This window comes from Caldibacillus debilis DSM 16016 (assembly GCF_000383875.1).
GTDB classification, from domain to species: domain Bacteria; phylum Bacillota; class Bacilli; order Bacillales; family Caldibacillaceae; genus Caldibacillus; species Caldibacillus debilis.
On record NZ_KB912883.1, the window covers coordinates 22,224 to 34,487 of the forward strand.

Consider the following 12,264-nt stretch of genomic DNA (forward strand, 5'->3'; position numbering starts at 1 on the left):
TTTTTCCGTTCGCCGGCGCAAAGTTTCTTCACACCGGAACCCGTTCCTCCCGGAAGGCGGGGCCGCCCGCCTGATATTCGGGCCGCCGCCTTTTCCGCCCTGCGTTTCCCGGACGGACCGGTCCGTTTTTCCCCGGTTCCTGCCGGAAGAACCGGCAAAAGGGCGTCAGGATTTCCGGCCCCTTCCTTCTTTTTCGATCCTTTCCCGCTTTTTTTCTTCCCATTCTTCCGCCAGCATGCCGTAGACGACCAAATCGACGTAATGGTCGTAAAGCCATTCCGCCTGCCTTAAGCAGCCTTCCCGTTGGAACCCGAGCCTTTCCGGGATCGCCCGGCTTTTTTTGTTTCCCGTGGCTGCCCGGATTTCCACCCGGTTCAGTTTCAGTTCGCGAAAGGCGAAATCGGTCAGCGCCGCAACGGCCCTCGTCATGATCCCTTTGCCTTGGAAAGACTCGCCGAGCCAATAGCCGATGGAAGTGGTCCTGTTATACCAGTCGAAATAATTGTAACTGATGATTCCGGCGATCTCACCTTTGTACAGGATGCAGGCCGTTAAACTCTTTTTCCTTGAAAATTCTTCCTCCGCCGACCGGATAAAAGCAACCGTATCATCCAGCCTTCTGGTCGAATCCAGCCAAGGCAGCCATTCCCGCAGGTAATCCCGCGATTGATCGATCAAAGCGAAAATTGGTTTGGCATCCCGCTTTTCCGGGGAACGCAAGAGAATTTCCTCATCCACACGCAAACGAAACACGGCCTCTCCTCCGTTTCGCAAATCGCCTTGCCGTTTTCTCGGAATATTTTCATCCATTATAGCGAAATTCCAAGGGAATTCCAATATTCCTTTTTGCGGCGAAAAATCTTTCGGCGGATGGCCGGCCGGGGCAAGGTGATGGAAATCACACGATGATCTTCGCCGGAGGGATATAATAAGGGAGGCAAGGTTTTCTTGGGAGCCGCCGGGTTTCGGAAAATTTGCGACAGTTTCGCCTTTTTTCCCCCGCAAGGGGCAGGGAAGCCCGGATTTCCTGCCGGAAAGGCGGGCGCCGGATTGCCGGTCCTTGGGGCCGGGAAAAGAAAGAGGATTCAAAGGGCCGCGAAAACGAAAAACGCGCCGCTTCCGCGAATTTCTCCGATGGCCTGAACGAAGAAGGAATGAAAAGGCGGGAGGAACCGATAAGGATAAAAGGGGGAGCCCCTTCCTTTCGGTTTTCCCGCAGAGAAGGAAAGGAGGGGAAAGGAATGGATCCGATCTACCGTTTGCTCGTCTTTGTCCATGTGTTTTCCGCCATTTTAGGGATGGGGCCGGGGTTCTATTTGACCGCCTTGGCAAAATCGGCAAAAAACATGACGGAGCTGCGCCATGCGTTCGCCTTGAGGCATAAGTTGCACGTTTATGTGATGATCGGCGGCACCTTGCTCCTCGTTACGGGCCTTTCCATGGGATTTTTGAATCGAGGTTTGTTCCGCGCCGGCTGGTATTGGACGAGCTTAGCCCTTTATCTGATTGCCCTGGCGATGGGCCCCTTCGTCTTGAGCCCGAGGACAAAACCGATCAAACGCTTGCTGGCCTCTCACAAAGGGGAGGAAATTCCCGAGGAATACGAAAAATTGGCCAAATCCCTGTTTCGTGCGGAATACCTGGAAAATTTCATATTCCTTGTCATCATTGCCTTAATGATCGCAAAACCCTTTTAGCTCCCTTTCGCTGAAGCGGCGCTTCCGGACGGCGGGCAAGATCCGGGCGCCCGCCCGCCGGAGGGGGCCGGGCAGGATCCATATTTTTGAAAAAGTGAATAAAAATTCAAGTTTCATTCAATTTCCCATTTGCCAGTGAATAAAAAGTAGACTAATATAAAAGTAAATATCAAGATATGACATTTTATGCGGGTTTTTTACAAAAAACGTTTCTTTTCGACCCGGCAAGCGGAAAATTTGTTTTTCCGAATAAATGTCTGAATATTCTTTAATTTATTGGAACCTGCAGGCTTATTTCATGAAATTGAGGAGATGACCCGATGGACAAGCGTATGGATTTTCCCCAGATCTACGCGGATTTTTACGCCAAGTTTCCCATCGCCTACCTGGTCACGGACCGGGAAAGATGGATATATGCCAACGAACGGGCCGTTCAGCTGTTGAAGGAAGAAAGCATTGCCGATTTGATCGATAAACCCGTATATCAATGTTTGCCTGGCGCGTGCGAACTGTTTTCCGGGAATCCGGTCGATTTTCCTTTGGAATTCCGGGAGAAGTGGCTATCGAAAAACGGGGAATCGATTTATTTGAAATTTACAGGGATACCGTTGGTGGAAAATCCGAATTATATCCAATTCTTCGTGAATGAGATCAAGCGGATGGAGGAAGAGTTTTCCGATTTGCTGGAAGAAATGGCGGCTTGGCTTGCCCACGAGATCCTTAACCCCTTGACATCCGTCAAAGGCTTCTTGGAACTCATGCAGCGGCCCGATGGCGAAAACAGGGAGATGTACATAAACATCGCCAAAAAAGAAATCGAACAGATCGAACAGATCGTTTCCCAATTTATCCTGTTGAGAAGGCCCATTCAAAACAAGGCGCTGACCGATTTGAATCGACTGATGAATGAAACGGTTTCCCAGCTGTCGGGTCAAGGCTATTTCGAAAAGGTACATATTGCCGTTTCCGCCATCGGGCCAGTAGAATTTTACTGTGAAGGCTCATTGATCAAAGAAGTGTTCCGGAATTTGCTGATGAATGCCATCGAAGCCAAGGCGACCAAAATCTCCGTGCAAATTTCCGCGAAGGAAAAGGGGATCGACATAAAAATCGCCGACAACGGAAACGGAGGCGCCAAATCCGGGTGGAAAAAACCGGGGGGCTCCTTGAACGGCCGCAAAGGGAGAAAGGGCGGGTTCGAATCGCTCATCATCAACCGGATCATCACCGGCCACGACGGAAAAATTTTTTTTCACAAGGAAAAGGAAGCGGGCAGCATCGTCCATATCCAGCTTCCCCATACCTTTCCGCCGGAAAATCTCCCCGGGGAAAGGAAGGAATGATCCGGAGAAACCAATCGGCGGCCTTCTTCCGACGGAAATATTCGGAAGGAGGATTCCGGCGGCTCAGAGGAACAAACCCGGAAACCGGATAATGGGGCCGGATCCGGGACGGATGTTGGCCGGGAAATGGGGACGGAAACAGGGGCTCTTTCCGGAGTGCCCCGCGTGTCCGTTTTCCGGAAGGAACGAAAGGCATTCAAATAGGGGGAAGATCGGAGGCTGTCCGGCGAAAGGAAGGAATCGGCATGGGGCCTCTTTTTTTTCGTCCAATTTTGCACGGTTTTTCTGTGGGGGATTTGGACTTCTAATTTCCCCGGGGGAACGTTACCATGGAAATAGGAACCGGCTTCATCCGTCATTCCTCGCAAAAGGGGGGCGAAAGGCATTTGTATCTGGACAAACGCAGCAGCGCCGTTTTGTTGTTTCTTGCCAACCGTAATGATTACGTGTCCATCCGGGAACTGGAAAGAACCTTCCGGATCTCCAGGAGGACGATCTATTACGACTTGGGGAAAATCAACGCTTGGCTGCGGAAGAACGATTTGCAGCCCATTCAATACATCCGCTCCCACGGGTATTTTTTAACGGATGAGGCAAGGAAGGCTGTTCCGCAGAAACTGGCCCATTTAAAACAATGGGAATATGAATATACTCCGGACGAACGGATCGGCTGGCTGGCTTTTTATTTGTTCATTGAGGAACATCCGCTCTTTCTTGATGATCTGTCCAAGAAAACGAGGGTCAGCCGGAATACGACCATCGACGATTTGAAAAAGTTGAAAAAGGAACTGCAAACCTTTTCTTTGTCGCTCCGATTTCACCGGCAAAAAGGGTATTTCATCCACGGCGATGAGAACGAAAAACGGAAGGCGATCGTCTATTTCACTTCCAAAATCATCCCGCCCGGCCAGGAATGGCAGGCATTTATCGCCAATGTCCGGGATTTGTTCCAAAAAAACGCCCGTGCGAAAGACGGGTTTTTGAAAGAATTGGAGGAAATCATTTCCATCCTGAACGAATACGAGCGGGAAATCGGGATCCAGTTCGCCGATGAGGCCTTGCATCATTTGGCTCTGCGCCTTTGGCTCTTCGGGAAGCGGGTCGTCAAAGGCAACCAGGTGACGATGGATCCGGTGGAGAAGGAAATCATCCGCCAGACGAAGGAATTCCAGTTTGCCAAAAAAAATATTATCGGGAAAATCTCGTCCATATTTCCCGCTTCCTTTTCCGATGACGAAATCTGCTACGTGACCACCCATTTATTGAGCGCAAAAATCCAGCAAACCAACCGGGACGGGGACAATGCCGACATCCGGCCGTTGAAAGTGGTCGCCCGGAAGATGGTCACCGACTTCCAGTCCGCCGCCTGCGTCACCTTTTCCGACCGGAATGAGGTGGAAAAAAATCTCCTCATCCATTTGAAGCCGGCCTATTACCGGATCAAATACGGCATTAAGGCGGAGAATCCACTGGCGGAACAAATCAAAAGCGAATACAAGGAGATTTTTTTGATCACGAAAAAGGTGATCCATCATTTTGAAACGCTGGTCGGGAAAAAGGTGGAGGACGATGAGACGGCGCTGATTGCCCTCCATTTTGGCGGCTGGCTGCAAAAGGAAGGACTGAAACCGCCGAAACGGAAAAAAGCGCTCATCGTCTGCCCGAGCGGAATCGGCACCTCGACCATTTTAAAACATCAGCTGGAAGGGCTGTTTTCCACGGTCGATTTTGTCGAGACGCTGTCGGTCAGGGATTTTGAGAAAAGGAGCCTGGAGGACATCGATTTCACGATCTCGACGGTCCCGATCCGCCGGGAGGGGCACATCATCATTCCGGTTCATCCGATCCTGACGGACGTCGACAAGGAACGGCTTTTGAAAAAGGTGCATTCCCTGTCCGAAGACGCCGGGAAAATGACGAAATATTCGGCGGAGGCGATCGTGGAGATCGTCAAGCAGCACGCGGCCATTGAAGATGAAGAACGTTTGTTGGCCGCGATCAGGGAATATTTATATCGGCCGGAAGTATCCGCAGGCAAGGGGAAGAAGCCGGGGCTGATGGATCTGTTGCAGCTCCCCCTGATCCAGGTCCGTGAAACCTGTTCCGACTGGAAACAGGCGGTGGAAACGGCCTCCCTCCCCCTTTTGCAGAACGGCTACATCGATTCCGGCTATATCCGGGCGATGATCCGGTACATCGAGACGTACGGTCCCTACCCGATTATTTCACCGAAGGTCGCCCTGCCCCATGGAAAACCGGAGGACGGGGTGCAAAAAACGGGGATAAGCCTGCTTGTCCTGAAACGGCCCGTCTCCTTTTCTCGGGAAGAAAGGCACCGGGTGCAGCTGATCTTCGTCTTGGCGTCGGTGGATCAGGAAACCCATCTGTTTGCCCTATCCCAGCTGTCGGAGGTTTTATCCGATCCGCAAACGGTTGAAAAACTGACAGAAAGTAGCGCTCCCGAGGGGGTATGGGAGCTTCTGCGGGAGCGAATTCATGAGACATCACATGAGACATCAATGGAAAAGGGGATTTCGTATTCATGAAATTTTTAGAGGAAAACATCGTGTCCCTTCATGCGAAAGCTGCGACACCCGTTGAAGCCATCGTCCAGGCCGGAAGCCTCCTGCAAAAACAGGGCTATGTTTCCGGAGCCTACGTCGATGCGATGATCAACTCTTACCGCAAAAACGGGCCATATTTCGTCCTGGCACCGCAAATCGCGTTGCCCCACGCCCGCCCCGAAGACGGGGTCTATGAAGCGTCGGTATCGATGGTTCAATTGGCGGAGCCGGTTTCCTTCGGGAATTCCGCCAATGATCCGGTACGGCTCGTTTTTGCCTTGGGAGCATCCAACAGCGAGGAACATTTGGCTGTGCTGAAAAAATTGATGAATTTGCTGAGCGATCGGAAAAGGGTGGAATCTTTAATAGCTGCTAGCAGCTATAAAGATATAGAAACTTTGATCCGGAAAGGAGGGGAAGAGGGATGAAAATTCTTTGCGTCTGCGGTTTGGGCCAAGGCTCAAGCCTGATCCTGCGGATGAATGTGGAAAATGTTTTGCGGGGCATGGGTGTTCAGGCGGATGTGGAACATACCGATGTTTCCAGCGCATCCAGCACGAAAGCCGATTACATCGTAACCAACCGGGAATTGGCGGAAAGTTTGACCAACGCTTCCGCGAAAATCATTATCGTTAACAATTATTTTGACGTGGAAGAAATCAAAAAGGCCCTTAAAGAAAATTTATCGTAAGGGGAAAAGAAGATAGGGGGTTGAAAGGAAATGGAAGTCATTAAATGGATCGCCGACAACGTTTTCGGCACACCGGCAATCTTGTTGGGATTTATTGTTCTTTTAGGTCTTTTGCTGCAAAAGAAAACCTTGAGCCAAGTGATCAGCGGAACGTTCAAGGCGGTGATCGGCTTTCTGATCATCAGTGCAGGGGCCAATGTCATTGTCGGCTCCCTCGGCGTTTTCGAACCGCTGTGGAAGGAAGTATTCGGCTTGAAGGCGCAAAACTTGTCCGGGTTTCTCGGCCAGGACAAATTTAATGCGGAATTTGGAAGCGCTGTAACCTTGGCGATGACTTTGGGCTTTTTGATCAACGTGCTCCTCGCCCGGTTTACGAAATTGAAATACATTTATTTGACCGGCCACATGATGTTTTGGACGACGACGATCTTTGCGGGCATCATCGTTCATGAAGCCGGGGACGTTCCCTATTGGAAACTGGTCATCGTCCTGTCGCTGATCATGGGCCTGTACTGGACGATCCAGCCGGCCTTGACCCAGCCGTTCATGAGAAAAATCACGGGCAATGACAACATCGCCCTCGGCCACACTTCGGCTTCCGTATCTTTATTGGCGGCCATTTTGGGGAAATACTTGGGAAATAAAGAGAATGATTCGGAAAAGATCAAACTCCCCAAAGGTCTGGAATTCCTGCGGGATTCCAATGTCATCACCGCTCTGACGATGGGGGCCTTATTCGTCATCGGCGCAGCGATCGTTCTATTTAAAGACACGCCGGGTGCCCGGGAATTGGTCGCCAGCGCGGGGAATCAAAACTTCATCGTCTACGCCATCGTCCAATCCTTTACTTTTGCGGGCGGTATTGCCGTTGTCCTGATGGGCGTCCGCATGTTCATCGGAGAAATCGTGCCCGCATTCAACGGGATCGCCACGAAACTCGTTCCCGGGGCCAAGCCTGCCCTCGACTGCCCGATCGTCTATCCCTACGCTCCCAACGCGGTCATTCTGGGATTTGTCGGGGCGTTTGCCGGGGCGCTTCTTTGGCTCGTCGTTCTGGGAAACACCGTCGCCTACGTTTTCGTTCCGACGATGATCGTCCTCTTTTTCCACGGGGCGACCGCCGGCGTGTTCGGAAACGCAACGGGCGGCGTCCGCGGGGCGCTCATCGGCGGGTTTATTACCTCGACCGTCGTCGCCTGGGGCCAATTTATCATGGTCCGTTATCTGATTACCAGCACCATCCCGGATACGGCCATGTGGGCGGCGGATTCCGACATGTTTATCATCGGTCCGCTTATCAAACTGCTGGCGGGCGTGCTGTTCTAGAAAAAATGTTACGGTTGAAAGGTCAGGACGAATTTTCCTGGCCTCTTCCTATTCTTGGAATCCATCTTCGTAATGAAGCGAGCTGCATGGAAAACCGGTTCAAGAGGTGAACGCAATTGTCCTTCATTCGCACGCTGCACGGCGATATCGATCCGAAACAGCTGGGCTTTACCTATTCCCACGAGCATATCGTCTGCCGCCCGCCTTACTGGGCGGAAAAGGGGGAAGATGACCTCCTGTTGGATGATAAGGAAAAATCTTTGCAAGATGTGCTGGATTTTGCCAAACACGGAGGACGGTCGATCGTGGACGCCACCGCCGTCGATTACGGCAGGGACGTGGAGGCGGTGAGCGAAATCGCCAAAAAGGCCGGTGTTCACGTCATCGGAACGGCCGGATTCAACAAAAGCTTTTTATGGGAAGCGAAGCTGCCCGAGAAGCTGAAACCGGCCGTCGGGAATTACGGAACCTATTACGAATGGATCGACCGGGCCTCCATCCGTCAATTGGCCGAATTTGTCATCAAGGAAGTGGAGGAAGGTCTGGAGGGGACGCCGTATAAAGCCGGCCAGGTGAAGTTCGGCACCGGCTACAACCGGATTACCCCGCTGGAAGAAAAGACGATCCGGGCCGTGGCCAGGGCCCACCATGAAACGAAGGCCCCGATCCACTCCCATACGGAAGCGGGAACGATGGCCCTCGAACAAATCGAAATTTTAAAGAGCGAAGGGGTGGATCTGTCCTTCGTCAGCTTCGGCCATATGGACCGGAATCCCGATCCGTACTACCACGAACAAATCGCCAAAACCGGTGCGTTCCTGAGTTTCGACGGCATCGGCAAAATCAAATACGGCCCGGAAAGCATGCGGATCCGCTGCATTTTGGAACTCGTCAAAAAAGGCTATGAAAACCAGATCCTGATCAGCGGCGATACGGCGAGAAAATCCTATTACAAACATTACGATTACGGACTGGGTCTGGCGTACATCATTGCCAAATGGGTGCCCCGCTTCATCGATGAAGCGGACCGGGCCGGCTTCGACGGGGAGCGGTTAGTCCGGTTGTTTTTCGTGGAAAATCCCGCCCGCTGTTTCGCGTTTAAGAAATGAACCGGCCTTTTTGAGCGGCGGCGGAAAAATCGGATAAATGGCCGTCCCTTTCCGAACCATGACCCGGATCGGGGAAGGAGGGAAGACATGATGAACCGAAGATATGCCTATGAAAATTCCTTCGGGGTGAAAGAGAAGATCGAAGAGGTCAAGATCGCCATTCTCCCCATCGGGGCCGTCGAAGCCCACGGGCCCCATCTCCCCCTTGCCACGGACAATATTTTGGCGGAACGGCTTTCCGAACGGCTGGCGGAAAAGGTCGGCGCCTTCGTCCTGCCCACTTTGCCTTACGGGCAAGTCTGGAGTTTGCGGGATTTTCCGGGGAGCATCACCGTATCCAATGAATCGCTGATCCGTTTTCTCGTCGATATCGGGTCCAGCCTTTACAACCAGGGATTCCGCATATGGGCGATGGTCAACGCCCACCTCGGGAACCAGACGGCGTTGAAGGAAGCGGCCCGGATCCTTTACGACCGGCATCCCGATTTTAAAATCTTCTACTTTTTTTATCCGGGGATGAATACGGTGGCCAAAGGGATCCGGGAGACGGAAGCCGTCCATTCCACCTATTTCCACGCCTGCGAGCTGGAGACGTCGATCATGCTCTATCTGGCCGAAGAGTTTACCGATATGGAGAAGGCGATTCGCGATATTCCGCAAATTCCGGAGGAGGCGGATTACACCCCGACACCCTGGCAGGAATTTACGAAAACGGCCGTTTTGGGGGATGCGACGCTGGCGACAAAAGAAAAGGGGGAAGTGATCGTGGAAACCGCGCTGGAACGAATGGCCGATATATTGAGGAGAGCGAAAGATGAACTTGTTTGAGCTGGAAAGATTTGAAGAACGGCTGTTGGTGAACGTCCTGGCGGAAGACGAAAAGAACGCGGCGGCCGTGTTGGAAGCCGGGGATGGGTATGTCGTTCCCGGGATCGCCGCGGCCGATTTTCCGGAAATCGACGGGGCCGTCGGGCGGGTGCTTTCCTTGAAGAAGGCTGCTCCCGCCGTCAGCGTCGGCCTCGGGGGCGGCGGAAGCTTCCGCGAGTGGGAGCGGGTTTTGAAAATCGCCGAGCGGGCCCGCCCGGAACATATTAACCAGCCCTTTGAAAAAGCGCCCTTCGTTCAAGGCTATTTGGCGGCCGAAGGGATACATCCGGTCATCAACGCCCTCGTTTCCCCGGCGGGCGAAATCGGCAAAGTCCGCCTGGCGACAGGGATGGAAATGGAAGCGGAGCGGTTTTTGGATCTGGCGGCCGCCTTGGGGATCGTTTCCGTCAAAGTGATGCCGGTGAACGGGCTGGCTCATCTGGAGGAACTTGTCTTCATCGCAGAAGCGGCGGCAAAGCGGGGCATCAGGGGGATCGAGCCGGCGGGCGGAATTAAATCCGAACATTTGCCCGTTTTGTATCAGGCGCTGAAAAAGACGAAAATCGAATTGATCATGCCCCATATTTTCGGCGATGTTCTCGCCGGAAAAGGAAGGTCGGATCCGGCGAAGGTCGAAAACCTGTTCCGTCTGTTGAAAAGGAGGTAAGACGATGATCGATCAATATTATGCAAAGGTTCAGGAAAGGCTGGAACTCATTTTAAAAAATGAACGGGAAAAGATGGAAGAAGCGGCGGCGAAGGTGGCCGATTCGATCGAAAAAGGGGGAATCGTCCATCTGTTCGGCTGCGGCCATTCCCATATTTTAACCGAAGAAGTGTTTTACCGCGCCGGCGGGCTTGTTCCCGTGAACCCGGTGCTCCACGAGCCGCTCATGCTGCACGAGGGGGCCGTCCTGTCATCCCGGCTGGAAAGAAAAAATGACTACGCGAAAAATTTCATGAAGGACGTGGATATCCGGCCGGAGGACGTGTTCTTTGTCCTTTCCACCTCGGGAAGGAATCCGGTGCCCATCGACGCGGCTTACCTCGCAAAAGAAAAGGGCGCCTATGTGATTGCCGTGACTTCCAAAGCCTATTCCGACAGCCAGCCGTCGCGGCACGTGAGCGGAAAAAGGCTGTATGAAGCGGCCGATCTGGTGATCGACAACCATTCCGTCATCGGCGATGCGGTATTGACCCATGAAAAGGTGGCCGTGCCCTTCACTCCGACTTCGACCCTCACCGGCGTTTTTATCCTGAACGCCGTCTTTGCGGGGGCGATCGCCCGCATGGCCGAGGACGGGTTCGATGTCCCGGTCTTCTTGAGCGGGAACCTGGAAGGGGCGGACCAACACAACAACGCCCTCATCGAAAAGTACAAGGACAGGATTCCTTTATTGACGAAAGGTTTATAGAAAAGGCGGCCGCCCGGATGCCTGCCGCAAGGCCCGCGCGAAGGGGCCGCCGGGGAAAAACGGGTTCCCTTTCCTTTCCCTTCCTTTGGCGGAACGGACCATGTAAAATATTGTTAAAGTTCCTGCTTTCATGTAACATATAGTATTGACATGCAAATCAAGGAAGTGGAGTGGAAGACATGGAAAAGGTTTTGATTTTCGGCCATAAAAATCCGGATACGGACTCCATTTGTTCGGCGATTGCCTATGCGGCATTGAAAAGGGAGCTCGGCATGAACGCGGAAGCGGTCCGCCTCGGCGAGGTGAACGGGGAAACCCAGTATGCCCTCGACTATTTCCGCATGGACGCGCCCCGGCTTGTGAAGAGAGTAACCGACGAAACGAAAACGGTCATTTTGGTGGACCATAATGAACGCCAGCAAAGCGCGGACGACATCGCGGAAGCGAAGATTTTGGAAGTGATCGACCATCACCGGATCGCCAACTTTGAAACGGCCGATCCCCTTTATTACCGGGCGGAACCTGTCGGCTGCACGGCCACGATCCTGAAAAAATTGTACAAGGAACATAACATCCCGATCAAAAAGGAGATTGCCGGGCTTTTGGTGTCCGCCATCATCTCCGATTCCCTCCTGTTCAAATCTCCCACCTGCACGGAGGAGGATGTTCAAGCCGCCCGGGAATTGGCGGAAATCGCGGGGATCGATTTGGAAAGTTACGGCATGGCCATGCTGAAGGCCGGCGCCAACGTCGGCGGCAAGTCGGCCGAGGAACTCATTTCCTTGGATGCGAAGGAATTCCACATGGGCGGTTATCATGTGGAAATCGCCCAGGTGAATACGGTCGATCCGAATGAGGTGCTCGCCAAAAAGGCGGAGCTCGAAAAAGCGATCGAATCGGTCATCGAGCGGAAGGGGCTGGATTTGTTCCTCTTCGTCATCACCGACATTTTGAACAGCGATTCGATCGGCATCGCCCTCGGCAAGGAACAGAAGGCGGCCGGGGAAGCCTTCGCCGCCGAGGTGGAAAACAACACCCTCTTCATGAAAGGCGTCGTATCGAGGAAGAAGCAAGTCGTGCCGGTTTTGACGAATGCCTTTGAAAAAAGAAAGAAATCATAACGCCGAAAAGGGGTGATCCGAATGGAACGGATCACCCCTTTGTTTTCTCCGGGATGGCGCGGGCAGCGGCATCCCGTTCCCGCTTTTTCCCGGCCGGTTGTTGCCTTTGCCGCTCCTTGTCCGCCCGGTCT

At 52.9% G+C, this 12,264-nt stretch carries 12 protein-coding genes; 11 read left to right on the forward strand and 1 reads right to left on the reverse strand.

All coding sequences use genetic code 11. From position 1 onward, the window contains the following. Positions 1–165: 165 nt before the first annotated feature. Complete coding sequence (locus A3EQ_RS20745) at positions 166–753, reverse strand: GNAT family N-acetyltransferase (RefSeq protein ID WP_040369204.1); 588 nt, start codon at positions 751–753, stop codon at positions 166–168. Positions 754–1,241: 488 nt separating this feature from the next. Between A3EQ_RS20745 and A3EQ_RS0106520 the strand changes: the two genes are divergently transcribed. The 11 genes from A3EQ_RS0106520 (at position 1,242) to A3EQ_RS0106590 (ending at position 12,133) form a co-directional block, all read left to right on the forward strand. Beyond that, the gene (locus A3EQ_RS0106520; protein WP_026499792.1) at positions 1,242–1,697 is read left to right on the forward strand and encodes a DUF2269 family protein; all 456 of its coding nucleotides are present in this window, start codon (positions 1,242–1,244) and stop codon (positions 1,695–1,697) included. A gap of 320 nt (positions 1,698–2,017) precedes the next feature. Continuing rightward, entirely contained in the window at positions 2,018–3,040 is a 1,023-nt protein-coding gene (locus tag A3EQ_RS0106535) for a sensor histidine kinase (protein ID WP_020154380.1), read from the forward strand. A 329-nt stretch (positions 3,041–3,369) separates the two neighbouring features. After that, entirely contained in the window at positions 3,370–5,586 is a 2,217-nt protein-coding gene (locus A3EQ_RS0106545; protein WP_020154382.1) for a BglG family transcription antiterminator, read from the forward strand. Beyond that, entirely contained in the window at positions 5,583–6,032 is a 450-nt protein-coding gene (locus A3EQ_RS0106550) for a PTS sugar transporter subunit IIA (protein WP_020154383.1), read from the forward strand. Before A3EQ_RS0106545 ends, A3EQ_RS0106550 begins: the two co-directional genes overlap by 4 nt. Continuing rightward, positions 6,029–6,295, forward strand: coding sequence for a PTS sugar transporter subunit IIB (locus A3EQ_RS0106555; RefSeq protein WP_020154384.1), 267 nt, complete (start codon positions 6,029–6,031; stop codon positions 6,293–6,295). The genes A3EQ_RS0106550 and A3EQ_RS0106555 overlap by 4 nt, the downstream gene beginning before the upstream one ends. A gap of 30 nt (positions 6,296–6,325) precedes the next feature. Next, positions 6,326–7,621, forward strand: coding sequence for a PTS ascorbate transporter subunit IIC (locus tag A3EQ_RS0106560; RefSeq protein WP_020154385.1), 1,296 nt, complete (start codon positions 6,326–6,328; stop codon positions 7,619–7,621). Between the two features lie 116 nt (positions 7,622–7,737). Then, the gene (locus tag A3EQ_RS0106565) at positions 7,738–8,730 is read left to right on the forward strand and encodes a phosphotriesterase family protein (protein ID WP_020154386.1); all 993 of its coding nucleotides are present in this window, start codon (positions 7,738–7,740) and stop codon (positions 8,728–8,730) included. An 87-nt stretch (positions 8,731–8,817) separates the two neighbouring features. Then, positions 8,818–9,558, forward strand: coding sequence for a creatininase family protein (locus tag A3EQ_RS0106570; RefSeq protein ID WP_020154387.1), 741 nt, complete (start codon positions 8,818–8,820; stop codon positions 9,556–9,558). Further along, positions 9,545–10,264 carry a KDGP aldolase gene (locus A3EQ_RS0106575; protein ID WP_020154388.1) on the forward strand — a complete coding sequence of 240 codons (720 nt, stop codon included), beginning with the start codon at positions 9,545–9,547 and terminating at the stop codon, positions 10,262–10,264. The genes A3EQ_RS0106570 and A3EQ_RS0106575 overlap by 14 nt, the downstream gene beginning before the upstream one ends. A gap of 4 nt (positions 10,265–10,268) precedes the next feature. Further along, entirely contained in the window at positions 10,269–11,012 is a 744-nt protein-coding gene (locus A3EQ_RS0106580; protein WP_020154389.1) for an SIS domain-containing protein, read from the forward strand. A gap of 179 nt (positions 11,013–11,191) precedes the next feature. Continuing rightward, positions 11,192–12,133: a manganese-dependent inorganic pyrophosphatase gene (locus tag A3EQ_RS0106590; RefSeq protein ID WP_026499795.1), complete on the forward strand. Its 942-nt coding sequence runs from the start codon at positions 11,192–11,194 to the stop codon at positions 12,131–12,133. The last annotated feature ends 131 nt before the right edge of the window (positions 12,134–12,264 follow it).